At 43.9% G+C, this 23,463-nt stretch carries 23 protein-coding genes and 1 pseudogene; 13 read left to right on the top strand and 11 right to left on the bottom strand.

Features of this window, described 5'->3' with window-relative positions; genetic code table 11:
• The 3 genes from WS42_RS10880 to WS42_RS10870 all read left to right on the top strand — a co-directional run.
• The coding region (locus WS42_RS10880) for a hypothetical protein (protein WP_286728479.1) at window positions 1-492 on the top strand (492 nt) is incomplete at its 5' end.
• Entirely contained in the window at window positions 489-1,352 is an 864-nt protein-coding gene (locus WS42_RS10875) for a hypothetical protein (RefSeq protein ID WP_013611856.1), read from the top strand. The genes WS42_RS10880 and WS42_RS10875, both read left to right, overlap by 4 nt.
• 31 nt (window positions 1,353-1,383) lie before the next feature.
• Complete coding sequence (locus WS42_RS10870) at window positions 1,384-1,683, top strand: thioredoxin family protein (RefSeq protein WP_013611855.1); 300 nt, start codon at window positions 1,384-1,386, stop codon at window positions 1,681-1,683.
• Window positions 1,684-1,685: 2 nt separating this feature from the next.
• Here the strand turns inward: WS42_RS10870 and WS42_RS10865 are convergent, their stop codons facing one another.
• The gene (locus WS42_RS10865) at window positions 1,686-2,204 is read right to left on the bottom strand and encodes a C40 family peptidase (protein WP_013611854.1); all 519 of its coding nucleotides are present in this window, start codon (window positions 2,202-2,204) and stop codon (window positions 1,686-1,688) included.
• 12 nt (window positions 2,205-2,216) lie between these two features.
• Complete coding sequence (locus WS42_RS10860; RefSeq protein ID WP_013611853.1) at window positions 2,217-3,728, bottom strand: potassium/proton antiporter; 1,512 nt, start codon at window positions 3,726-3,728, stop codon at window positions 2,217-2,219.
• 304 nt (window positions 3,729-4,032) lie between these two features.
• Here WS42_RS10860 and WS42_RS10855 point away from each other — a divergent pair, with 304 nt between their 5' ends.
• Window positions 4,033-4,431, top strand: coding sequence for a hypothetical protein (locus WS42_RS10855; protein WP_013611852.1), 399 nt, complete (start codon window positions 4,033-4,035; stop codon window positions 4,429-4,431).
• Between the two features lie 61 nt (window positions 4,432-4,492).
• On the opposite strand, the gene WS42_RS10850 is transcribed toward WS42_RS10855, so the two are convergent.
• The gene (locus WS42_RS10850) at window positions 4,493-6,346 is read right to left on the bottom strand and encodes a biotin/lipoyl-containing protein (protein WP_013611851.1); all 1,854 of its coding nucleotides are present in this window, start codon (window positions 6,344-6,346) and stop codon (window positions 4,493-4,495) included.
• A 144-nt stretch (window positions 6,347-6,490) separates the two neighbouring features.
• Between WS42_RS10850 and coaD the strand changes: the two genes are divergently transcribed.
• Both coaD and WS42_RS10840 read left to right on the top strand, forming a co-directional pair.
• Window positions 6,491-7,054 carry a pantetheine-phosphate adenylyltransferase gene (gene coaD / locus WS42_RS10845; RefSeq protein WP_229053301.1) on the top strand — a complete coding sequence of 188 codons (564 nt, stop codon included), beginning with the start codon at window positions 6,491-6,493 and terminating at the stop codon, window positions 7,052-7,054.
• A gap of 18 nt (window positions 7,055-7,072) precedes the next feature.
• Entirely contained in the window at window positions 7,073-8,278 is a 1,206-nt protein-coding gene (locus tag WS42_RS10840) for a serine hydrolase domain-containing protein (RefSeq protein WP_046405227.1), read from the top strand.
• Window positions 8,279-8,333: 55 nt separating this feature from the next.
• On the opposite strand, the gene glyA is transcribed toward WS42_RS10840, so the two are convergent.
• On the bottom strand, window positions 8,334-9,614 hold the full coding sequence (gene glyA / locus WS42_RS10835) for a serine hydroxymethyltransferase (protein WP_046405229.1): 1,281 nt from the start codon (window positions 9,612-9,614) through the stop codon (window positions 8,334-8,336).
• 177 nt (window positions 9,615-9,791) lie between these two features.
• Here glyA and WS42_RS10830 point away from each other — a divergent pair, with 177 nt between their 5' ends.
• The gene (locus tag WS42_RS10830; protein WP_046451086.1) at window positions 9,792-10,301 is read left to right on the top strand and encodes a hypothetical protein; all 510 of its coding nucleotides are present in this window, start codon (window positions 9,792-9,794) and stop codon (window positions 10,299-10,301) included.
• Between the two features lie 393 nt (window positions 10,302-10,694).
• Here WS42_RS10830 and nqrF read toward each other — a convergent pair whose 3' ends face one another.
• The 6 genes and pseudogenes from nqrF to WS42_RS10800 all read right to left on the bottom strand — a co-directional run bounded on the left by nqrF (window position 10,695) and on the right by WS42_RS10800 (window position 16,717).
• Window positions 10,695-11,963: an NADH:ubiquinone reductase (Na(+)-transporting) subunit F gene (gene nqrF / locus WS42_RS10825; RefSeq protein WP_022161397.1), complete on the bottom strand. Its 1,269-nt coding sequence runs from the start codon at window positions 11,961-11,963 to the stop codon at window positions 10,695-10,697.
• A 176-nt stretch (window positions 11,964-12,139) separates the two neighbouring features.
• Window positions 12,140-12,757 (bottom strand): annotated as a pseudogene (gene nqrE / locus WS42_RS10820) (NADH:ubiquinone reductase (Na(+)-transporting) subunit E); the annotation flags it as partial.
• Between the two features lie 18 nt (window positions 12,758-12,775).
• Complete coding sequence (locus WS42_RS10815) at window positions 12,776-13,417, bottom strand: NADH:ubiquinone reductase (Na(+)-transporting) subunit D (RefSeq protein ID WP_013611838.1); 642 nt, start codon at window positions 13,415-13,417, stop codon at window positions 12,776-12,778.
• Between the two features lies 1 nt (window position 13,418).
• Window positions 13,419-14,105 (bottom strand): NADH:ubiquinone reductase (Na(+)-transporting) subunit C, encoded by a 687-nt coding sequence (gene nqrC, locus WS42_RS10810; protein ID WP_022161399.1) that lies wholly within the window; start codon window positions 14,103-14,105, stop codon window positions 13,419-13,421.
• A gap of 36 nt (window positions 14,106-14,141) precedes the next feature.
• On the bottom strand, window positions 14,142-15,278 hold the full coding sequence (locus tag WS42_RS10805; RefSeq protein ID WP_013611836.1) for an NADH:ubiquinone reductase (Na(+)-transporting) subunit B: 1,137 nt from the start codon (window positions 15,276-15,278) through the stop codon (window positions 14,142-14,144).
• Window positions 15,279-15,361: 83 nt separating this feature from the next.
• Window positions 15,362-16,717: a Na(+)-translocating NADH-quinone reductase subunit A gene (locus tag WS42_RS10800; protein ID WP_022161401.1), complete on the bottom strand. Its 1,356-nt coding sequence runs from the start codon at window positions 16,715-16,717 to the stop codon at window positions 15,362-15,364.
• A gap of 174 nt (window positions 16,718-16,891) precedes the next feature.
• On the opposite strand from WS42_RS10800, the gene WS42_RS10795 reads away from it, so the two are divergent.
• Both WS42_RS10795 and WS42_RS10790 read left to right on the top strand, forming a co-directional pair.
• Window positions 16,892-18,130 carry a type IX secretion system plug protein gene (locus tag WS42_RS10795; protein ID WP_046402652.1) on the top strand — a complete coding sequence of 413 codons (1,239 nt, stop codon included), beginning with the start codon at window positions 16,892-16,894 and terminating at the stop codon, window positions 18,128-18,130.
• Between the two features lie 132 nt (window positions 18,131-18,262).
• Entirely contained in the window at window positions 18,263-18,679 is a 417-nt protein-coding gene (locus tag WS42_RS10790; protein WP_013611834.1) for an META domain-containing protein, read from the top strand.
• Window positions 18,680-18,855: 176 nt separating this feature from the next.
• On the opposite strand, the gene dapF is transcribed toward WS42_RS10790, so the two are convergent.
• The gene (gene dapF, locus WS42_RS10785; protein ID WP_013611833.1) at window positions 18,856-19,659 is read right to left on the bottom strand and encodes a diaminopimelate epimerase; all 804 of its coding nucleotides are present in this window, start codon (window positions 19,657-19,659) and stop codon (window positions 18,856-18,858) included.
• A 119-nt stretch (window positions 19,660-19,778) separates the two neighbouring features.
• Between dapF and WS42_RS10780 the strand changes: the two genes are divergently transcribed.
• From WS42_RS10780 to WS42_RS10770, 4 genes are all read left to right on the top strand, one after another.
• Window positions 19,779-21,233, top strand: a complete 1,455-nt coding sequence (locus WS42_RS10780; RefSeq protein WP_022161403.1) for a Do family serine endopeptidase — start codon at window positions 19,779-19,781, stop codon at window positions 21,231-21,233.
• 99 nt (window positions 21,234-21,332) lie between these two features.
• Window positions 21,333-22,193, top strand: coding sequence for a sigma-70 family RNA polymerase sigma factor (locus WS42_RS10775; RefSeq protein ID WP_013611831.1), 861 nt, complete (start codon window positions 21,333-21,335; stop codon window positions 22,191-22,193).
• A 446-nt stretch (window positions 22,194-22,639) separates the two neighbouring features.
• A complete protein-coding gene (locus WS42_RS15525; protein ID WP_022161404.1) occupies window positions 22,640-22,957 on the top strand; it encodes a hypothetical protein in 318 nt (105 codons plus the stop codon).
• Window positions 22,923-23,345: a two-component regulator propeller domain-containing protein gene (locus WS42_RS10770; RefSeq protein WP_022161405.1), complete on the top strand. Its 423-nt coding sequence runs from the start codon at window positions 22,923-22,925 to the stop codon at window positions 23,343-23,345. Before WS42_RS15525 ends, WS42_RS10770 begins: the two co-directional genes overlap by 35 nt.
• The last annotated feature ends 118 nt before the right edge of the window (window positions 23,346-23,463 follow it).

Raw genomic sequence — 23,463 nt, 5'->3', positions numbered from 1 at the left:
GTACGCATTGTAACCGAGTTCATGGAGCCGGTTTCTATTACCTTGTCTCGGGCTGTCGGGAAACTGATTCTTGTATTGAGACAAGTTCCGGCTCAATTGGATTCTATCCGGATGCAAATCGGGCATATCGCTTCTGAAATCGGTATAGACGGAACGGTGTCGGAAACTTCGACGACAATCCGAAAGGCTTGGAAACTGGATAGTATAAATGCTGAACTCAAAGATACAGTTGTATTGCAAGCCGTGACAATGCCGACGATGACGACTTCTTCTCCGTTTCAGTTAACGTTTATCACACAGGCCGGACAGGAGAAAACCAAAGATATGCCTCCGTTGATTTTTCGACCCGATAAATATATCCGGCTAACTGCTACGATTAATGACGATCCCGGGGCTTGGCTCAGCTTTAATCTGGCGGTGACTTATTTTATTTTTGATTATTGGGAAAATAAATATTTACCCGATATACCGCTAATTCCTGATAACAAATGAAAGCTGTTTGGTCGATCGGTTTATGTATGTTTTTATTGACAGCTTGTCTGCGGGAACATGACAACATGGAAGATTGCCGTGCAGATTTGTTTTTTAAAATGCAGGCAGTTCCTTATGTTTTCGAAGGGAGAGAGTTTGCCGGATACCGGTCTTATTATTTCTTTGTCGAGCAATTGGATTTGTTTCTTTTCGACGAAACAGCGATTACTTCTTCTTATCGGTATGATTATGCTTATTGTCGCCAGCATCCGGTTATTCCGGTAGCTTCAGAAACACCACCCCGTTGGTATCTGTTCGTTGCCAATTTGTACGATCCGAAAGAACTTAACTGGACTTTTCGGGAAGGGGAATTGCAAGCCTGGTTTTCGATTGTGGATCATGAAGAACCTCCGGTATTGCTGGCTGCTACTTCAAGGGTAGAAGCTTCGAAGGACTCGGTGTCGGTGGGGCTACAGATGATGGTGTCGCGTTTGGAAATTCAATTGACGAACCCACCGGCCTGGGTTACGGGGATAGAGGTGACGGTGAGAGATATTGCAGCTACGGTATCTACCGATTTTATTTTGGGCGGTACTACACATATTACCAAGCAAATCGGATTTGACAATCAGGGAATCGGTGATTATTGGTTCGGAGTGAATACTTTCCCGACTTACCGGGATAAAACGGCTTATCTGAGCATCGGCATGCAGGGAGGAAACGAGGTCACCCCTATAGAGATCGAAGATCAGCGTCTGCATTTGATTCCCGGAGTGATTACCCGGTTGAGTATAGAATTTGAGACAGATGAAAAAATGATTATTTCGATCGAAATCGATGGGAAGTGGGAAATCATAGACGGAGGAAATATTATTATTTGAATGAATGGTTATTTATTAAAAAAGAGTATTTATGGAGAATTTATGGGCTTTGATCAAAGGAAATTTGCCGGTTTTTGTGATGTTTTATGCGAGTTGGTGTCCGCATTGCCGTAAAATGTTACCTATCGTCCGGAAGCTGGAGAATAACAAGCATTTGAATTTGCAATGCTTCGATATCGATGATCCGGCTAACCGGCGGTTGGTAGATTATTATCAGGTGCAGGCTGTCCCCTTGATGATGATATACAAAGCCGGAGAACAACTTTGGAGATGGAATGGCGAGATCGAAGAGGAAGAGCTGATGCAGACTCTGAAGAGATTATTGAAATAGGCTTATTTTACTCTTCCTCCCTGTTTCCATGTTTTTCGGTAATAATCTTCTTTCAGGTTACTGATGATGACTCCCCTGGAAGTAGAAGCATGGATAAAATAGCCGTTTTTAAGGAATAGGCCGACATGGTTTATTCCTTTTCTTTTTTTCCGGGAAGTATTGAAAAATACGAGATCACCACTACTTAAATCGCTTTTCATGATTTTACGGCAGTTGCGGGTGGCTATACCACTACTGGAACGTTCGAGGGATCGATGATAGACTTGTTTGTAAATCTGATTCACCAACCCGGAGCAGTCGACTCCTTTCCGGGTGCTACCTCCATAGCGGTAAGGGGTTCCCAGCCATCGGGCCGCTTCCGAAAAAAGACGCAGATCGTCTTTACGATTGACTTTAAAACCCAGTTGGTGGGATAGTTGGCTCGTCTGAGTCGCCGTTTGGCCGAGTCGTTTCGTGCTGTTACAGGAAGACAGGAACAGGCTGCAAAAGAAACAACATCCGATCAGAATATATCTCATCATGCCCGGACTATCTTATGAATTTTTTTGAATCATATATTCGTTGATACCTAAATTTTTATAGGTTTTCATTAATTCTTCGTCATTGTCTGTGATAACAAGAAGTTTATCACCGATATCTAAACCGGTACCTCCTCTTGGGATAAAAAAGTTATTTCCCCGTTTAACCATAACTACCAGTGTATTGTCCGGTAGACTCAGGTCCATCAGACGGTTTCCGTTGGCCAGCAGGTTGTCCGCAACTTCGATTTCTGACATGGCCGATTTGATTTCTTCCGGTAGTTCCATGCCGAAATCATTACCTTGTTTGGGTTCTTTTTCCGATAAGTTCAACAAGTTAGCCATATAGCTGACTGTGGTTCCCTGGATCAACAGAGATACGATCGTAATGAAAAATACGACATTGAAAATCAGGGAAGCATAGGGAATCTGGGCGATCAGCGGATAGGTGGCGAAAATGATCGGAACGGCGCCCCGGAGACCGACCCAGGAAACATATACTTTGGCTTTGGTACTCATTTGCCTGAAAGGAGCCAGGCATAAAAAGACACTGATGGGACGTGCCAGAATGATCATGAAAAAACCCACCAATAAACCCAGTCCTGCAATGGGCAGCAAGTCACGTGGATTGACCAGTAAGCCTAAGGTAAGGAACATGACGATCTGGAAAAGCCAGGTGAATCCATCGAAGAAGGTGGTGACGCTTTTCTTGTGCTGAATCTTGTGATTGCCTACGACCAACCCCGCGATGTATACGGCCAGGTAGCCATTTCCCTTCACCAGCTCGGTGATAGAGAAGATAAAGAATACACAGGCTAACAGTAGAATGGGATAGAGAGATTGGTTGCCGATATTCAACCGGTTCATCAGCCATACGGCCATTTTTCCCAGTAAGAAACCGGCTACGGCTCCGACACTCATCTGAACGATAAACATCAGGAAGGAATACCATAGGTTTGTTTCACCTGCAGGAGTTTGTATAATTTGGATGAGCAATAACGTCAGCATATAAGCCATGGGATCGTTACTTCCGCTTTCGAGTTCGAGCATAGGACGGAGTTGTTCTTTCAATCCTTGTTTTTTACTTCGCAGGATGGAAAATACCGACGCCGAGTCGGTAGATGACATCACTGCTGCCATTAGCAAAGATTCAGTCAGCGTGAGAGCAGAAAAATCGGATACGAGACCGGTAATCCAATAAATAAAGAAACCGGTAATGGCTGTTGTCAGTGCCACCCCGAGGGTGGCGAGTATGACTCCTTGGCCCAGTACAGGTTTGATTTCTGTGTATTTGGTATCCATACCACCCGAAAACAAGATGATACTCAGAGCAATCATACCGATGAACTGCGCTCCATGAGGATTATTGAATTGTATTCCCAAGCCGTCGCTACCGAATAACATACCTACACCGAGGAATAATAACAGAACGGGAACTCCGAAACGAAAACCGGCCTTACCGGCGATAATACTGAAAAAAAGGAGAACAGCTCCTATCAATAGGATATTGCCTGTGTCGATGATCATAGGATAGTAGAAATGAAAAATTTAATAACTCATACAAAAATACAAATAATATGCCAATGTATGTGTTTCTATTTTAAATTCATATACCGAAAAAGTTGTTAAAGTTTTGAATTGAATACTAATTGTTCCGGGGGTATGATTTTTTTTAATTCCGATCTTTTGTCTTGGTATTTCTGTATTTTTAATTATTTTTGATAAATCAAAATGATTGTGAATTTGAAGATCCGAAGCATTACCTGTAGGATAGGAAGGGGGGGATTTTAGGTTTCCGGAGTTTTGAATCAGTAATTAATATTCTAAAAGTATGGATCAAATAAAATTAGAAGAATTGGCCGTAGCTTATCCGGATCAGGAAGATCTGGTCCAGGTTTATAAAGAGTGGGGGGATTCTGCGTATTTGCAGGAGCTTTTTAAAGTTTTAGACAGTTACGAGCCGGATTGGAATAAAGAAAAGGAATTGGGAAGTTGGGCGGCAGAGTTTTTGTTGGATATCCTGGAAGAAGAAGAGTGGGAGGAGATGACTCCGGAAGAAAGGACAGACCGTTTTAATGAATTATTGGACGAAAGATATGAGGATTTTCGTAGTAGTCATCAGTTTGCCCGGATCAATAATATTAACCTCTACCTTCAGGAAGGGGAAGACCTGGATGCTGTTTTGGCCGAGGGGGACGAAAAGGTTATGTTTCCCAAATTGGGCTTGTAAAGCTTGGGACGAATGGATATAAAAAAGTCCATGAAAGAATTTTTCATGGACTTTATAATGATTAAGCTTCGATTTCGATCATCGGAGCATCGGCAGCTACAGTAGTACCTTCTTTTACCAACAAACGTTTTACAGTACCTGCATAGTCGGTTGCGATACTGTTTTCCATTTTCATGGCTTCGAGTATGACTACAGTCTGACCTTTGGTTACCGTATCGCCTGGTTTTACGGTGAAACGTAAAATACTACCCGGCATCGGTGCTTTTACTGTCTTACCGGTGATCGGTTCGTTTTTCTTCTCTTCAGCAACCACTTTTTCTGCCTGGGGTGCGTCAGCTTTATGCTGTGCTTCATAAGCAGCTACTTTCTGTTTAGTCAGGAAGTTTTTAGCTACCTGCGGGAAGAGTTCGAGCAACAATACTTCTTTCTCATTGGCAGCCAGTTTCACTCCGCCTGCTTCCGGTAATTCGGGGTTTGGCTGCATTTGGTATTTGCTGGTATCGTAAGGGATTTCCTCGCGGGTACCTGCTATTTTCAGACGGAATTCGGGATCTACAGGGACCGGAGTTTTTCCATATTCCCCTTTCACCAGGTTCACAAATTGATTGGAAACATTGCTGTACATCGGTTTCCCGGCTTTAATATCCAGAGCACAGTTAACCGCTTGTGCACCGACGATCTGGCTGGTAGGAGTTACCAAAGGAGGCAATCCGGCTGCTAAACGTACGGTCGGAATCAATTCCATAGCTTTTTCCAGAATATCCATAGAATTCAATTGTTTCAGCTGAGCGACCATATTACTGTACATACCACCGGGAACTTCGGCTTTCTTTACCAATTCATTGGGTTTCGGGAAATTGAAATAAGCCTCGATAGCATGACAAGCATTCAATAAAGCTTCTTCGTTGTTTGCTTTGGCAGCTTCGATCGCTTTATCGAATTCTTTGTCGATTTCAGCTGGTAACTGGTCTGTCAACGGGTTGAACGGATTCGGGAATTGCTTGCTGGCATCTACCGCTTCCAGTTCTTTACGGATACCGTAAAGCTCTTTGTTGATTTTTGCAACGGCTTCCATGTTGACGTCCAGTTCGACACCTAATTTCTTACAGAATATATAAACCAGTTCGATAGCAGGAGCTCCGGTTCCGCCAGCAAAGTTCCAGATATTGGTATCGACGATATCTACGCCTTTGATGATAGCCATCAGGACAGCACCCAAGCCATAACCCGGGGTACAGTGAGTATGGAAATCTACCGGAATAGACAAATTCTGTTTGAATAACGGAATTAATTCTGCAATCCGTGAAGGTTGGATCAAACCGCTCATATCTTTGATGGTCACCATGTCGGCTCCCAAGGCAGCCATTTGTTTGGCTTTGTCCAGGAAATAGGCGTTGGTAAATACAGGTTCCGGATTCTTTTTACCTTTCAATTTATCGAGTAAACCCAGTTTCGGATATTTCGGGTCGATGGTGTAACATACTGCACAGTCGGCGATTCCACCGTATTTCTTCACATATTTAATGGTCGATTTGACGTTGTTCACATCGTTCAATGCATCGAAAATACGCATGATTCCTAAGCCCGATTCGATCGAATTGCGGCAGAAACCTTCGATAATTTCGTCTGTGTAAGGAGCATATCCGAATAGGTTACGACCTCTGGATAATGCTGTTAATTTGGATACATTACCCACTACGGCTTTGATTTTTTCCAATCTGTCCCATGGATTTTCATTCAGATAACGCATTACTGAATCAGGAACAGCTCCTCCCCAAACTTCCATTGCATAGAAGTTTGCATCTTTATAAAACGGTAATACCCTGTCGATCTGCTGCTGAGTCATACGGGTTGCAAAAGAAGATTGCTGGCCGTCTCTCAAAGTAAGATCTCTGATTAATAATTTTTGTGCCATAACTTGAGTGTTTGTATTTTGTTATTTTGATTTGTACAAACATATTAAATTTAAACGACAACTTCTAATAAAATGGCAAGAAAATATAGAAATAATTCATTAATTGTTTGTGAGAATTTGTTTCTGCTTCTAAATTGTAAGTGAATGGCAATATTTTTGACTTTTTCTTTTATTTATAACGTTTGTTTCGTTATGTTTGTCGGATTGATTTATTCGACTATGGAAAAAATTGCTGTATTTCCCGGATCCTTTGATCCTTTTACGGTCGGGCATGAAGAGATCGTAAGAAGGGGCTTGAAATTGTTCGATAAGATTATTATTGCTGTCGGTGTCAATCCCGTTAAGAAGGAATTTCTCGATACGGATTGTCGTATTCGTTTGATTAGAAAGGCTTTTGAAGATACCGATCGGGTGACGGTAGAACCTTATTTCGGTTTGACCGTAGATTTTTGCAGGCAGGTGAATGCCCACATCATTATCCGGGGCCTGAGGACGGCGGCCGATTTTGAATACGAACGTGCTGTCGGACAAGCTAACCGGGCCATGGACGGACGTATCGAGACGGTCTTTGTACTGACCTCGACTGAGCATACGTTTGTAAGTTCGACGATTGTCCGTAATATTTATTTGAACGGCGGGGATGTCACCCGTTTCTTACCGGAACGTTTGACAACCGAGGATTTGAGGGAATGTGAAAAGGGAGGTTAAAGAAAAGTTCGGCGGAATATGAAGAGTAGAAAATGGAAAAAAATCAGTGCCCTGCTGTTTCTGGGGATTGCCCTGCTGTTTCTGCTGATGCCGACTTATATGCAGGAGGCTTTGATTCACTGGTTCCCGGATATTTCGGATACCTATATTTTTCCGTCGGATACGGTGGGAAAAGCTGATTCCTGCTGGGAATGGCCGGTGGCCAGGGACGCCAATCGATACCGGATGACCGACGACGAAGAGGCGTATCTCGAAAAATACGGAACGGTGGCTTATCTCGTCATTCAGGACGATAGTATCCGGTATGAGGAATACCGGGAAGATTGGACACCGCAAAAGCTTTCCAATATATTTTCCGCTACCAAAAGTATTGTCGGCCTGCTGGTCGGCATAGCTTATGACGAAGGATTTATCGAAAGTCTGGACGATAAAGTCAGCAAATATTTGCCTGAATTCGAGGAGGGGGATAAAATTACGATCCGCAATCTTTTGACGATGAGTTCGGGATTGGACTGGGATGAAGCCTATACCGCCCTGATTTCGAAAACCACTCAGGCTTACTATGGTGATCGGATCCGGGATTTGATTATGGATTTGAAAGTAGTCGAAGAACCTGGAAAAAAGTATTCCTATAAAAGCGGTGATACTCAATTACTTTCATTTGTGCTCGAAGCAGCTTTAGATAAGGTGCATAAAGAGAAGGAATATGAGTGGGGGATCTTTAAGACAGAAGTGAAAGTCCATAGCCCGGTGAGTATCAGTGAATATGCTGAAAGAAAATTATGGAAACCCCTGGGAGCCTGCAACGACGCTTTGTGGAACCTGGACCGGGAAGACGGGGATGAGAAAACATATTGTTGTTTCAATACGACGGCCCGGGATTTGGCGCGGCTCGGACGTTTGATTCTGAATAAAGGAAATTGGAACGGCCGGCAGCTGATCTCCGAAACTTATCTGAATGAAGCGATAACCCCAGCCGGATATTTGGAAAATGAATTCGGAGACGGATCATTGGATTATTATGGTTTTCAAATCTGGATTATGCATTACAAAGAGATGCGGTTTCCTGCGTTTCGGGGGCTAGGGGGACAGTATATGTTCGTCATTCCTCAGAAAAATGCTATCGTGATTCGTTTGGGGCATAAACGCAGTGACGAATATATCCGGGAGAAAACGATCGATATGGATGCTTATCTCGATATTGCTTTTAAGATACTGGAGTGAGAGGAAAACAAAAAAGCTGCCCTTAAGGCAGCTTTTAATGGGTTATATTTTCCTATTACCAGGCGAACATCGGACGAGGATTCATCATCGCATTGACTTCTTTCTTCACTTCTGCAATGACGTTTTCATCGTCGATATTCGACAGGATCCGGTCGATCATGTCGACGATCACTTTCATATCCTCTTCTTTCAGTCCCCGGGTTGTGATAGCCGGAGTTCCGACACGGATACCGGAAGTCTGGAACGGAGAACGGCTGTCGAAAGGCACCATGTTTTTGTTGATCGTAATGTCGGCTTTTACCAGGGTGTTTTCAGCTTTTTTACCGGTCAGTTCCGGGAATTTGGTCCGCAGGTCGATCAGCATGCAATGGTTGTCTGTTCCGCCTGAAACCACTTTATATCCTTTATCCATGAAAGCTTGTGCCATAACTTTTGCGTTTTTCTGCACTTGCTTTGCATATTCGGTATAAGAATCGGACAACGCTTCTTCGAAAGCGACCGCTTTAGCTGCGATGACATGTTCCAGCGGTCCGCCCTGCTGTCCCGGGAATACTGAAAAATTGATGACTTGTGACATCATCTTGATTTCTCCTTTCGGTGTTTTCAATCCCCAGGGATTCGGAAAATCTTTGGGAAGTAAAATCATACCTCCACGTGGTCCGCGTAAGGTCTTATGCGTGGTGGTCGTTACAATGTGACAATATTCGAACGGATTGTTCAGCAGGCCTTTGGCGATCAAACCGGCCGGATGAGCCATATCGTACATCAGGATTGCACCTACTTTATCGGCGATTTCACGCATCCGTTTATAATCCCAGTCACGGGAATAGGCAGAAGCTCCCGAAACGATCATTTTCGGTTTGTGTTCCAGCGCCAGGCGTTCCATTTCATCATAGTCTACCAGACCGGTATCCTCTTTTACATGATAAGCGATCGGTTTATAGTTGATTCCTGAAAGGTTGACAGGTGAGCCGTGAGACAGATGACCTCCGTGAGCCAAATCCAGTCCCAGGTAAGTATCGCCCGGTTTCATACAGGCAAAGAATACGGCAGCATTGGCTTGTGCTCCGGAATGAGGCTGCACGTTCGCATATTCGGCACCGAATAATTTGCATGCCCGGTCGATCGCCAATTGTTCGGTCTGGTCGACGATCTGGCAACCACCGTAATAACGGGCTCCGGGATAACCTTCTGCATATTTATTAGTCAGGCAGGATCCCATGGCTTCCATGACTTCATCACTCACAAAATTTTCAGAAGCAATCAGTTCGATTCCTTCTTTTTGACGCTGGCACTCCTTTTTAATCAGGTCAAATATAACGGTATCTCTTTCCATAGTTAAGTAGTTAAAAATATTTTTGTCAAAATTAAACTAAATCCTTTTCCAAAGCAAAGCATTTTAAACTTTTATTTGTTGAAAAGTTTTGAATTGAAAGTGATGTAATCGGTTAGATATTTTTTGAATTTTGTATCTTTGTACCCAATAGAATGTGAACAAACAGAATTGAAAAACATGGAAAATCCTTTTGAAGAACAGCAGAACAAGCTTCAGCGCCCGACTTTTTTATTGGTATTGTGTATTCTTACTTTTATCGGTAGTGGTTGGGGAACTTTATCCAATTTATTTTCCGTATTTACAGCCGGATTGACCGACTCATCAATGCAGATGGAGCATTATTCTTCCATGCTGAACAGTATGGACCAGGGGGCCGGATCTGCCGTTTTTTCCGATATTCTGAATTCGACTATGGCGAGTCTGCAGGCCACTTTTGTACATGCCAAGGAGATTGCCGTCGTAAGCCTGGTGTTGAGTGTGATCAGTTTGCTGGGGGCAATCCTGATGTTTCAATTACGCCGTCTCGGTTTTTATCTCTATACGGCAGCTCAGATTCTGGCTCTTTTTGTATTGCCTTATTTTGCCGGATTCTCGATGTATGTCCTGATTGTGATGTTCTTTTCGGGCCTTATATCTCTTCTATTTATTATCTTATATGCTGTCAATTTGAAATATATGACTCGCTGATAATGAGTCGGTTTGATGCTTCAATTTCCCCTTTAAACGGTTCGTTGGAGGGGATTTATAATTTGTTCCGGTAGAAGAATGATAAAACTTATTCCGATCGTTTTTTATCAGCCGGGCAGGTTTGTAAAGAAGAAACAATTTTGTAAGGGGGGATTAGATTGTTGGACGAGAAGTGTGACTTAACGGCTACTTTTTATGGGAAAACGGATTTGATGAAGTGGAAAGCGGCTTTACAAGAGTAGATCAGTGATGTTTCAGGAACTTACCAGAGCCGGGTATTGGAAAAATAATACCGATAACGGGGGAATGATGTCAGCGAATGGATGTAATGACAGGTTGGCCGGGTATAAATAAAAACCGTTCTCTGCAAAAAGAACGGTTTTTTTATCAGGATTATCCACCGAAGTTGTCGTACATGACATTTTCGTCGGGAACTCCCAGATCGTACAGCATTTTGGTGACTGCCTGGATCATCATTGGAGGTCCGCACAAATAGTATTCGATATCTTCGGGGTTCTCGTGGTTCTTCAGATAGTTCTCGAAGATCACCTGGTGTACAAAGCCTGGTTTGTAGGCTACACCGGCAGCATCTGCAACGGGATCCGGACGGTCGAGTGCCAGTGTCCAGTGGAAATTCGGATTTTCTTCCTGGATCTTATTGAATTCATCCACGTAGGGAGCTTCCTGCAGGGCACGTGCTCCGTACCAGAAGGTCACTTTGCGGTCGGTGTGCATCGTATGGAACAGGTTGAAGATGTGTGAACGCATCGGAGCCATACCGGCACCACCACCGATGAACATCATCTCGTTGTTGGTTTCACGCAGGAAGAATTCACCGTAAGGACCGGAAATCGTTACTTTGTCTCCCGGTTTGCGCGAGAAGATGAAAGAAGAACAGATACCCGGATTTACCGGAGCAAAAGCGCCTGCCGCACGGTCGAACGGCGGAGTGGCGATACGGATGTTCAACATGATGATATTGCCTTCTGCCGGAGAATTGGCCATGGAGTAAGCCCGGTAAGTCGGTTCGGGATTGTGCATTTTCAGATCGAACATTTTCATCTTTTCCCAATCGCCTTTGTATTTTTCATCGATGATCATATCCTTGAAGTCGACATCCAGAGCAGGCACATCGATTTGAATATAACCTCCGGATTTGAATTTCAGATTTTCACCTTCCGGCAATTTTACAACGAATTCTTTCAGGAAAGTAGAAATATTCCGGTTGGAAACTACGGTACATTCCCATTTTTTGATTCCCATCACGGATTCCGGAATACGCATTTCGATATTTTCTTTCACTTTCACCTGACAAGCCAGACGCCAGTTTTCGTGCTGTTGTTTGTAGGAGAAGAAACCTGTTTCGGTCGGGAGGATAGAACCTGCACCCGAATCTACCTGGCATTTACACATACCACAGGAACCTTTACCACCACAGGCCGAGGGCAGGAATATTTTCTGGCCTGCCAGGGTGGACAACAGTGAACTGCCCGGTTCGGTTGTAATGACCCGGTCGCCATTGTTAATGCTGATTTTCACATCCCCTTTGGCGGTCAGTTTGGCTTTGGCAAACAAAAGGATACCCACCAGAATCAGGATGACAATCAGGAATACCACAATGCCGGTAGTGACGATTGTTGTATTTATTGCTAATAGTACCATTTAATTTTAAATTTTAGATTTTAAATTTTAAATTATTCTGCATCGGCATTGCCTTCATTTTGTGCTGAAGCCATCTGATCTTTTTCAGTCAGGTAGCCGGTGACGGTCTCTTCTTCACCATAAGAGGATACCTGTGCCGTCGTTTCGGTTTGTGCCGGCTGAGCTTTCAGTTTATTCAGGTCGATACCCAGGAAACTCATGAAAGAGATAGCCATCAGTCCGGTCACGATAAACGTGATACCGATTCCCCGTAATGGAGCCGGAATGTCGGAATATTTCAGTTTCTCCCGGATAGCGGCAATACATACGATAGCCAGCATCCAGCCGATACCTGAGCCCAAACCGAATGTCGTCGCTTCGAGTACACTGCCGTAGTTCCGCTGTTGCATAAACAGGGAAGCTCCCATGATAGCACAGTTTACAGCGATCAGGGGCAGGAAGATACCCAATTGGTTGTACAAAGCGGGAGCGAATTTCTCGACGATCATTTCCACCAATTGTACCATAGCGGCGATGATGGCGATGAACATGATAAAACTCAGGAAGCTCAGATCGATTCCGGCAGCTTCATCCCCGAGCAACCATTGTAAAGCGCCGGGTTTCAACACATAGTTGTCTAACAGATAATTGACCGGAACGGTGATGAACAATACGAAAATAACAGCGATTCCCAGACCGAAAGAGGTCTTCACAGTCTTCGATACGGCCAGATAGGAACACATGCCTAAGAAATAGGCAAAGATCATATTGTCGATGAAGATGGAACGGACGAATATATTTAATAGATTTTCCATATCTTATTTTTACTTTAATTATTTTTCTATTAAATCTTTATTTCTGGAACGGTGTACCCAGATAATCAGTCCGACAAGAATCAAAGCCATGGCCGGCATAATCATCAAACCGTTATTGAGATAACAACCGCCGTTCTGTACATACCACGATTCCGGAATAATACGGAAACCGTAAAGTGTACCCGAACCAAGCAGTTCACGGAAGAAAGCTACGATCACCAGGATCAGGCCGTACCCCAAACCGTTACCGATACCGTCCAACAAAGAAGGCCAAGGTTTATTGGCGAGGGCGAAAGCTTCGATACGCCCCATGATGATACAGTTGGTGATGATCAATCCGACATATACGGACAGCTGTTTGCTGACATCGTAAGCGAAAGCTTTCAACAGCTGATCGACGATGATTACAAGAGCGGCCACAACGACCAATTGTACGATGATACGGATACGGGTCGGAATGGTATTTCGCATCAGCGAAAGGATCACATTCGAGAAAGCGGTTACGGCTGTTACCGAAAGCCCCATTACGATGGCAGGCTCCAGCTTGGCAGTAACAGCAAGGGCAGAACAAATACCCAGGACCTGTACGATAACCGGGTTGTTCTTACTCAGAGGACCGAGCAGGAATTCCCGGTTCTTAGCTGAAAATAATGCGCTCATTTTATTTTTGTTTTAAAAACGGTTCGTAATAGGTTAAGTAATTCTTGATCATGGTCTCTACTCCTTTGGAAGTGATCGTACCTCCGGATATGGCATCGACTTCATTCGCCCCGGAAGCATTCCCGCCTTTTACGACCAGAATTCCAACCAACTGATTCCCGGAGAAAATCTGTTTGTTCCGGAATTTTTTATTGAATTCAGGCGTGGTAATTTCAGCTCCCAACCCCGGAGTTTCTCCCTGGTGGTCGAAGAAAGTACCGTAAACGGTATCTTTGTTGTCGTCCAGGGAGATATATCCCCAGATAGGGCCCCATAAACCGGCTCCGTAAATCGGTAGGATGTATTTGGTGGCTCCGTCGACATTGGCGACAAATACGGGAAGTTCCCGTTTTTCAACCGGTAGGTTGTATTGTTTTTCGATGTTTACGTCAAAGGCCTTGCCTTCGATTCTATCTCCTTTGCTGTTTATAATAAACTGCTCCTTGATATATTTGTCGAAGAGTTCTGCAGAATTGGCAGCAGTGGAGGAAATGTGTATCGCACTCAGTATGTTCTGTCTCTTTTCGTTTTGGCGGTTTTCATTCTGCCGGGGTTGCAGGGAAAGAGATACGATGGATAGTAGCGCTGCAACAACGACTACCAGAACAACTGAATAGAGGAATGTATAGGTATTTCCTTGTTTATTCATATCTTTTAAATCTATGATTGCTTAAATCTTAAATCGTCAATTAGCAACGGCTTTCGCTCTTTTCAGTCTGCGTTTGATGTTAGCCTGTACAACGAACCAGTCGATCAGGGGAGCGAACGTGTTCATCAGCAGGATTGCCAGCATCATGCCTTCGGGATAACCCGGGTTGATGCAACGGATGATCACAGCCATCGCTCCGATCAACAGACCGTAAACATATTTACCTGTATTGGTTTGAGCGGAAGTTACCGGGTCGGTAGCCATAAATACCGCTCCGAAAGCAAAACCGCCCATTAACAGTTGCTGATAGGCTTCGACACCGGAAATCGGCTGGAATATGAGCGCCATGAGATAACCTCCGACAAAAACCGAAATCATGGTGCGCCAACTGGCGACGTTGGTCAATAACAGAATCACAGCTCCGATCAGAATACAGAAGGCCGAGGTTTCACCGACCGAACCGGGAATAAATCCCCAGAACATGTCTGCCGTACTGTAAGTCAGGGGTTGGCCCAGAGCCATTTGTGCCAGTGGAGTGGCTTGTGAGATGGCATCGGCTGTGTCTCCGGCAATCCATACTTTATCTCCTGAAATCATAGAAGGATAGGAGAAGAAAAAGAAAGCACGGGCCAACAGGGCTGGATTCCAGATGTTCATACCTGTACCTCCGAAAATTTCTTTACCGATGATTACTGCGAAGGCTGTCGATAAAGCCACCATCCATAACGGAGCTTCGACAGGCATAATCATGGGGATCAGTAAACCGGAAACCAGAAAACCTTCATTGATTTCATGTCCCTTCATTTGGGCGACTGCAAATTCGATGCCCAATCCAACGACATAAGATACGATGATCATGGGGAGCACTTTCCACAAACCGTAGAAGAACAGTTGGAAGAAAGTGGTGTCTGCCAGGCCGCCGACAGCATTGAAATGCTGATAACCTACGTTGTATATCCCGAAAAGAAGTGCCGGAATCAAAGCAAGTACCACGATGATCATGGTTCTCTTCAGATCGACGGCATCCCGGATATGAGCTCCGCTGGAAGTGGTCGTATTCGGCACGAAAAGAAAAGACTCGAAACCGGTGAAAACGGAGTGGAATTTTTCCAGCTTACCTCCTTTTTCAAATTTGGGTTTCTGCTTATCCAAATAATTTCGTAAAAAGTTCATTTTATTAATTTTAGATTTTAAATTTTAGATGTTAGCTCCGATACCTCCCTATTGGGTGATGATCGGAAATCTTCCATCGTAAATTAATTCGTTTCTTTCATCATCAGTTCGATTCCGTCGCTCAGGATTTTCTGAACAGGCGTCTTCGAGGTACAGACAAATTCACATAAAGCCATGTCTTCGGGCACAACTTCGTAGATACCGAGTTGTTCCATGCGGTCGATATCCTGGGCGAGGACAGCTTTCAGCAAATATACCGGATAGATGTCCATCGGAAATACTTTTTCATATTGTCCGGTAACGACGAAGGCCCGGCGTTCACCGTGGTAATTGGTGTCCAGGGTGTAATGTTTCTTCGGACATAAAAAGGACGGGAATAATCTGGAAGCCGAGAATTTATTGAAACCCGGGGCCGCCCAGCCTAAAAATTCGTAGTTATTGCCTTCCGGGATGACGGTGATTTGATTGTCGTAATAGCCCAGATGACCTTCCGGAACGACTCGGGTTCCGGTGAGTACGTTGCCGGAAATGATCCGTTGTTCTACTGCATTTTTTAATTTTCCTGCGGTGAGATCCTGAATAGAAGCACCCAAAATACTGTGATAATACTGGGGTTTTGTCACTTCAGAACCGGTCAGGGCGATAATTTTACGTGCATCGAACCGGCCTTCATTGAACAGGCGGCCGATGATAGCGACATCCTGAATGTTGACCACCCATACTTGTTCTCCTTTGTTGATCGGATTCAGGTGATGAATCTGAACACCTACGTTGCCAGCCGGATGCGGACCGGCAAAATAATTGATATCTACATGCTGTAGTTTGGTAAATACAGAAGCGGAGGGAGTATTTTCCTGCAAGCCCAGATTTACATTTTTATTGCAGAGTTTGCAAAGGCAATCGATACCGGTTTGAAGATCTTTGCTCTGATTGTTCAGGATCAGGTCGTAATCCGGAGCCAGAGGAGCAGAATCGAAGGCCGACACGAAAACGGCTTTCGGTGTACTCATCGGGTCTGCAATGATGTCGTAAGGACGTTGTTTGATCAGAGGCCAAACGCCGCTTTCCAACAGCCTGTCGATGATTTCATCCCGATTCAGTTTGCTGACTTCTGTTTTTCCGAAATCCCGGTACCGGGTCTCGGCATCTGCCTTGACCACGACTTCCAGTAATTTACGTCTTTCGCCTCGGTTGATGGCTTCAATGGTACCACTTACCGGTGTTGTGAATTTAATTTCGGGATGTGTTTTGTCGATAAATAAGACATCTCCCGCTTTCACTTCATCGCCGACCTTGACTGCTAGTTTCGGAGTCATAGCCCGGAAATCCGTCGGTTTTAACGCACAACTGGTTATTTTACCAGCAGGTTGCACCACTTTTTCCGCTTCTCCGTTTAACTTGATATCAAGGCCTTTTTTTAATTTGATTACCTTGGACATGTGTTTTAATTATTAATAATTAAGTATTTACAATTACTGACCACATAACTTTTTACCTCGCCCCGATAAGGGGCTTGCAAAAATATGAAGTGTTATAGTTTTCCTAAAATTAAGGCACAAATATACAAACCAATTACGTAATTTTGTCGTTAATTAGATTTTAATTTATTGGGGATGAAGTTTTTTTTGAATCTATCGGTTTTTATCCTGGGGATAGGGAATATGATACCGGCGCAAAGCCAGATCAGAACCGTTCAGTGTTACCCTGTCGGCAGTCCTTTTGCCGAACCGGTTATCGAGTTGGGGAGTGGACAGCAGCTTTTTTTTAGTTTCGACGATCTGAGTAGCGAGACGAACTCATATACCTATAAAATTGTTCATTGCGATCCTGATTGGAATAATTCCAATTTGAGCAGTTTTACTTATTTGACCGGATTTTTCAGTAATCCGCTGGATAATTACGAATACTCTTTCAATACGGTTGTGCCTTACACCCGGTTTACCTTGAATTTGCCGAATGAAGAAGTGGGTATCAAATTGTCCGGGAACTATTTATTACAGGTATACAACGATCAGAATCCGGATAGTGCGGTTGTTTCACAACGTTTTGCTGTCGTGGAAAATAAGGTCGGTATCGCTGCATCTGTGGTGAATAGCACGAATCCTACTTTTTTGTACACTTCCCAGCAACTGAATTTTACAGTGAACTATACCGGTTTACAGATCTATAATCCGGTGCGGGATACCCGGGTGTATGTGACTCAAAACCAGGATCCGAATTCCCGCAGAAATTTTACTCCCACTTTTGTCCGGCAAAACCAATTGGTATATGGCAACGGGAGCGATAATATTTTCAACGGTTTGTCTCCTTTTCGTAATTTCCAATGTTCCAGTTTGGTTTATTATACCCGTTATGTGAAAGATGTATTGAAGGGACCGGAAGGGAGATATAATTTCATCCTGGTACCTGGTACCGTTCCTCAGCGTTATATTCCGACCCCTGATCGGGGGGGGAATTTTTACATCGAGGCAGAGAATGTACAAAATTCTGATCTGGAAGCCGATTATATCGTCGCCCATTTTGCTATTCTTTATCCGGAACCTATTCCCGGAGCGGAAGTTTATATCTATGGGAAATTTGCAGACTGGCAGTTGCTGCCTGAATTAAAAATGGACTATGATGTGAAGAATAAAGCGTATGTCGGGCAGGCCGAGCTGAAACAAGGATATTATGATTATATGTTCGCTGTAGTCCCTTCGAAGGAGAAAAAACCTGATTTGGTGACTATGCAAAATAATTTTTATCAGACGCCGGACGAATATAATATCCGCTTCTATATGTATGATTATAATGTTATGTGTTTTAGATTGTTAGGGTATCAGACCGTAGGCGCAAAACCAATGGGAAGCTAAAGAGGGAGAAGAACATAACGGACTATGTTGGCATGATATTTGCTGAAAAAGAAATGATATATTAAGGGATACCATTGTATCGTTTGCTATGGTATTTTAAGTTTAATAGTTTAAATTGAAAAGGAAAAAGTCATGAAAAGTTTTTTACTCGTGTTATGTGTTGCGTTATCTGTTGTCGGATGTAACTCTTCGAAAAATATGGCGAAGTTGAGTGGAGTGAAATGGGTATTGCAAACGCTTAACGATAAAGAATTGAGCTTGACCGATCCCAATAGCGAGATTTTTATTCAGTTTAATGAAGCCGAACACCGGGTGAACGGAAGGGGGGGCTGTAACCGTTTTTTCGGTAATTATGAAATGGAGTCGAGCCGTTTGAAATTTTCTCCGATGGGAGCGACGCGGATGGCTTGTCCCGACCTACAGACCGAAACGGAATTTTTCCAAATGCTGGATGGTGTAGACGGTTATTCGATCAAAGACAACAAACTTTCTTTCCTGTCTAAAAATAAGGTAGTCGCTGTATTTAAAAAGGCCGAAGAAGCTAAGTAAAGGTTTTCCGGCTGGCCGGAAAAACGATCGGCGAACTCCTGTCTCTGATTGATGTTTCGTGGCTTGACATTTCTGTGGCTGATAAGCGAAATAGCCTTCCTGATGAAATTTTTCCCGGAATCGAAGATTGCGCCAATCAGGAAGGCCTAAAGGTGGGAGGCTGACCGGCACTCCGCTTACATTGCTTTCTTGTCTCGGTTTTGGGGTGTTTCGATTTCGCCGGCAAAAACGAATTCGGCAGGACCTTCCAGCCAAATGTCTGTGAAATGGTTGTCTGCCAGTTGTTTGAAACTTACTTTCAATATACCTCCTTTGGTTTGTAACGTATAGGTCCCGGAGTGGTCGTGATTTAACAGGGCTGCGGAAAGGGCAGCGGCTACACAACCGGTCCCGCAGGCGAGGGTTTCGTCTTCGACTCCTCGCTCATAGGTAGCGATTCGGATACATGCCGGAGTGGGGGTAATGAAGTTTACGTTGGTGCCTCCGGGTTGGAAAGAAGGGGCATAACGGATCATACGGCCTGCTGTGACGACGTCCGTCTGAAATGCATCGGCTACTACTTTTACATAATGGGGAGAGCCGGTATCCAGGAAGAAATAATCGGGGGTCACCGTAATTCGGGATACATCGTTCATTTTAACCCGTACGCCCTGGAGGGTAATTTCGCCCTGATGTTCACCGTCTGCTGCCAGGAAACGGGTGGTTTGCAGAAACAGGCCCAAGCGATGGGCATAGGCAACGATGCATCTGCTGCCGTTACCGCACAGACTGGCTTCCCTGCCATCGGAGTTGAAATACCGCATCTTGAAATCGTAACCCGGACAAGTTTCTAATAACATCAGCCCATCGGCTCCGATACCGAATTTGCGATCACAGAAATACTCAACAATTTCTCTTGTAAATTCGTATACCTGATTGCGATTATCAATGATAATGAAGTCATTGCCAGCACCTTGAAATTTTTGAAACTTAATAATCATAGTGTGATGTTAAGCTTTGCTAATTAAGAAATTATTAATAAACACTTGGCAAAGATATTGTTACTATTGTAAACGACAAAGATAATTGGAAATTGTAACAATTTAATCAGGAAGAGAATATGAAAATAACAAAGTTTATTATTCCGTTGGTGTTAGGGCTTGCAGGCGGCCTGATTGCTTATTTTATAGCTGATAATTTCGGTTCGAAAACCATACAATCTACCCTGCAACACCAAATTGTAGGTCCGGGCGCTGTGCGTCCTGTCGTTCATAAATCTGAAAATGACGTACTTAATGACAGTGCTGGGCCGGTAGACCTGCGAATGGCTGCCAAAAAGACAGTACCTGCTGTGGTCAATGTGATGACCGTACAGATGAGAAAGGAGTATTATGGAAATCCTTTGGAATTTTGGTTTGGAGGAGTACAACCCCAGATGCGTGAAGTGCCCCGGAATATGGGAATCGGATCGGGAGTGATCATTACGGAAGATGGTTATATCATTACCAATAATCACGTGATCGACCGGAGTGATAAGGTGATGGTTACTTTGAACGATAAGCGTGAATTCGAAGCAAAGGTAATCGGAACCGATCCCGATACGGATATAGCCCTGTTGAAAATCGATGCGAACGGTTTACAGCCTATCGAATACGGTAATTCGGATGATGTGGTTTTAGGAGAATGGGTACTGGCTGTCGGTAATCCTTACAATCTGACTTCTACGGTTACGGCAGGAATCATCAGTGCCAAGGCTCGTCAGCTGGGGGGAAAAATGAACCTGGAATCTTTCTTACAAACGGATGCTGCGGTGAATCCCGGAAATAGCGGTGGTGCCTTGGTGAATGCGAAAGGAGAGTTGATCGGTATCAATACGGCTATTCAGTCACCTACCGGGAGCTATTCGGGATATTCGTTTGCAGTGCCGGTGAATGTAGCACGTAAAGTGGTCAGTGACCTGAAAGAATACGGTAAGGTACAGCGGGCAATGATCGGTATCAAGATGCAGGAATTGACTCCGGCCTTAGCGAAAGAATACAAGTTGAAAGAGCAATCGGGTATTTATGTGGCGGAAGTGATTCCGGGTGGAGCTGCTGAAAAGGCCGGAGTGAAAGTCGGGGATGTTATTTTGCAGTTGAATGGCTATGAAGCGAAGACTTTTGCACAGTTGCAGGAACAGTTGGCCCAATATACCCCCGGGAATACGATTCAGATGACTTTGAGCCGGGATGGAAAAGAGAAGGTTGCAGATGTTGTTTTGCAAAATAGTTATGGAGATGTCAGCCTGAAGACCGGTTCCGGAATTTTGGGAGCTGAGGTGCAACCCTTGACGCAGGCAGAACGTTATCGCTATCGGCTGAATAAAGGGGTTAAGATTACCGATTTGAAAAATGGTAAATTAAAATCAGCTGGGTTGACCGAAGGTTATATTATTGTTAAAATTAACGACATGGTCATCTACGATAGCGAGGATTTGGAGAGGGCTCTGAAAGCAGCCGGAGATGAGGGAGTTTTCGTTACTGCAGTGAGTCCGAGGGGAAGAGTTGAATATTTCGCTTTTTCGCTGCGGGATTAAAAAATGTTAATCTACTAAGATTGGACAATTTTACAAATTGCTTAATGAATAAAAAACCATACCTTTGCAGGACGTTTGCAGTGGTATATAAAAGATAGTATGAGACAACTAAAAATCACAAAATCAATAACTAACAGGGAAAGTGCATCTCTGGATAAGTATTTGCAGGAAATTGGTAAAGAGGATCTGATAACCGTTGAAGAAGAAGTTGAGCTGGCTCAGCGGATCCGGAAGGGAGACCAGAAAGCACTGGAGAAATTGACGAGGGCGAATCTGCGGTTTGTAGTGTCTGTGGCCAAGCAGTATCAGAATCAAGGCTTGAGCTTGCCGGACTTGATAAACGAGGGGAACCTCGGTTTGATCAAAGCTGCAGAAAAATTCGACGAAACCCGTGGGTTTAAGTTTATATCTTATGCAGTGTGGTGGATTCGTCAGTCTATCCTGCAGGCTTTGGCAGAACAGTCGCGTATTGTTCGTTTGCCTTTGAATCAGGTTGGTTCATTGAATAAAATCAACAAGGCTTTTTCGCGTTTCGAACAAGAGAACGAACGTCGTCCTTCGCCTGAAGAATTGGCTGATTCATTGGATTTGCCCGCAGAAAAAGTGGCCGATACGTTAAGGGTATCCGGACGTCATATTTCAGTGGATGCTCCTTTCGTCGAGGGAGAAGATAATAGTTTGCTGGATGTATTGGTAAATGACGATTCGCCTATCGCTGACCGTACGTTGATCAACGAATCGCTTTCTACCGAAGTAGAAAGAGCTTTGTCTACTTTGACCGAAAGGGAAAGGGATATTATCAAATTATTCTTCGGGATCAATACCCAGGAAATGACTTTGGAAGAGATCGGCGAGAAGTTCGGCCTGACCCGTGAAAGGGTGCGGCAGATTAAAGAGAAGGCCATTCGTCGTTTAAGACACTCTTCAAGAAGTAAATTGTTGAAAACATATTTAGGATAATGAAAACGCCCTTCGGGGCGTTTTTTCGCTTATATATTGATACTCAAAGAGGCCGGGTCCTTTCGGTCCTGATCCGATCTGCCCTTCCTGCTTAGCGTATTGGAAGGATTTCTCCCCCTGGTGCAGATAAAAGATTTAGCTCGGAATGATATTCCTGACCGGCATTGAAAATACTTCGATCGGCCGGTTACAGACTATTTACTGAAAAAGGAATACGGGCATTTCTGACTTTACAAAAAATTATCGAATAATTCTCTGACTTTTTTAAACGACAAGGTGTAATAGTTTAAATGTGATTTATGCATTGGTGGCGTATGTAAAATATATTCCGGGGAAAGGAAGTGGAATTTAATCTGGTTGTTAAATATTTTAAGTTTCACTTGCCAAAATTAATACTTATCTTCGCTTCATAAAGATTCCTTTTTATTGTCAACTAAGTGCTGAATATGAGAATTATTTTAAATCCGGGATTATTTTATTTCATCGTTTTCACTCTTGTTTTAAGTATGGGAAACACAGAGTCGGCTAGGGGGCAACAGAGACGTTTGGATTTACAATTCGAGATCTTGGCCTTACCACAAGGGGGAACAAGTAATGAAGTCCGGCAAGTGTACCAGGATTGTGAAGGGTTTATTTGGATTGCAACGAATAGTGGATTGATTCGGTATGACGGATATGATTTTGTCACTTATAAATCGAACTTGTATAACCGAAACTTATTGACTAATAATGCGATTCAACCTGCCCACATCTATTCTGGATGATATCGTTTATGTGATTGCGGAAGACCGTAATGCCCGAACCTTATGGGGCGGGTCGAGAAGTGGCTTGAGTCTTTTACCCGATACCTCCCGGACAGATTTCTTTTATAATTATTCGTCCTGGGATGGGGGAAATTCAATTTCATACAGTGAAGTGAATTCCATCCTTCAGGATCAGGATAACAATATGTGGTTGGGACTTTTCGGTGGAGGCATAAACCGGGTGGATACCCGTAGACGGCAGTTTAATTTACATCGGCTGGAAGAGGTGAAATGTCGGTTGTCGACCAATTCGGTCAGGAGTCTGTTGCAGGATGATGAAGGATTTGTGTGGGTGGGTACGGATGCCGGACTACTTCGTTTGCAAGTGGGAGACCATTACTCCTGCTGACTGCCAAACAAAGTGAAAAAGATAAAATTGCAGGTTACGAGTCGGGAGCCGACGGTTACCTGATCAAGCCTTTCGGTTTGTCTTTGCCCCATGCCAGAATCAAGAGTCTGTTGAAGAA

The sequence above is a fragment of the Odoribacter sp. N54.MGS-14 genome (assembly GCF_000980295.1).
Taxonomy (GTDB): Bacteria; Bacteroidota; Bacteroidia; order Bacteroidales; family Marinifilaceae; genus Odoribacter; species Odoribacter splanchnicus.
Note: the sequence above shows the minus strand (reverse complement) of the source record. Positions and strands in the feature narration are given on the sequence as shown.

Coding starts and splice junctions, on each gene's coding strand:
- WS42_RS10875 (WP_013611856.1), top strand. CDS start 489: ATGAAAGCTGTTTGGTCGATCGGTTTATGTATGTTTTTATTGACAGCT.
- WS42_RS10870 (WP_013611855.1), top strand. CDS start 1,384: ATGGAGAATTTATGGGCTTTGATCAAAGGAAATTTGCCGGTTTTTGTG.
- WS42_RS10865 (WP_013611854.1), bottom strand. CDS start 2,204: ATGATGAGATATATTCTGATCGGATGTTGTTTCTTTTGCAGCCTGTTC.
- WS42_RS10860 (WP_013611853.1), bottom strand. CDS start 3,728: ATGATCATCGACACAGGCAATATCCTATTGATAGGAGCTGTTCTCCTT.
- WS42_RS10855 (WP_013611852.1), top strand. CDS start 4,033: ATGGATCAAATAAAATTAGAAGAATTGGCCGTAGCTTATCCGGATCAG.
- WS42_RS10850 (WP_013611851.1), bottom strand. CDS start 6,346: ATGGCACAAAAATTATTAATCAGAGATCTTACTTTGAGAGACGGCCAG.
- coaD (WP_229053301.1), top strand. CDS start 6,491: ATGGCAATATTTTTGACTTTTTCTTTTATTTATAACGTTTGTTTCGTT.
- WS42_RS10840 (WP_046405227.1), top strand. CDS start 7,073: ATGAAGAGTAGAAAATGGAAAAAAATCAGTGCCCTGCTGTTTCTGGGG.
- glyA (WP_046405229.1), bottom strand. CDS start 9,614: ATGGAAAGAGATACCGTTATATTTGACCTGATTAAAAAGGAGTGCCAG.
- WS42_RS10830 (WP_046451086.1), top strand. CDS start 9,792: ATGGAAAATCCTTTTGAAGAACAGCAGAACAAGCTTCAGCGCCCGACT.
- nqrF (WP_022161397.1), bottom strand. CDS start 11,963: ATGGTACTATTAGCAATAAATACAACAATCGTCACTACCGGCATTGTG.
- WS42_RS10815 (WP_013611838.1), bottom strand. CDS start 13,417: ATGAGCGCATTATTTTCAGCTAAGAACCGGGAATTCCTGCTCGGTCCT.
- nqrC (WP_022161399.1), bottom strand. CDS start 14,105: ATGAATAAACAAGGAAATACCTATACATTCCTCTATTCAGTTGTTCTG.
- WS42_RS10805 (WP_013611836.1), bottom strand. CDS start 15,278: ATGAACTTTTTACGAAATTATTTGGATAAGCAGAAACCCAAATTTGAA.
- WS42_RS10800 (WP_022161401.1), bottom strand. CDS start 16,717: ATGTCCAAGGTAATCAAATTAAAAAAAGGCCTTGATATCAAGTTAAAC.
- WS42_RS10795 (WP_046402652.1), top strand. CDS start 16,892: ATGAAGTTTTTTTTGAATCTATCGGTTTTTATCCTGGGGATAGGGAAT.
- WS42_RS10790 (WP_013611834.1), top strand. CDS start 18,263: ATGAAAAGTTTTTTACTCGTGTTATGTGTTGCGTTATCTGTTGTCGGA.
- dapF (WP_013611833.1), bottom strand. CDS start 19,659: ATGATTATTAAGTTTCAAAAATTTCAAGGTGCTGGCAATGACTTCATT.
- WS42_RS10780 (WP_022161403.1), top strand. CDS start 19,779: ATGAAAATAACAAAGTTTATTATTCCGTTGGTGTTAGGGCTTGCAGGC.
- WS42_RS10775 (WP_013611831.1), top strand. CDS start 21,333: ATGAGACAACTAAAAATCACAAAATCAATAACTAACAGGGAAAGTGCA.
- WS42_RS15525 (WP_022161404.1), top strand. CDS start 22,640: ATGAGAATTATTTTAAATCCGGGATTATTTTATTTCATCGTTTTCACT.
- WS42_RS10770 (WP_022161405.1), top strand. CDS start 22,923: ATGCGATTCAACCTGCCCACATCTATTCTGGATGATATCGTTTATGTG.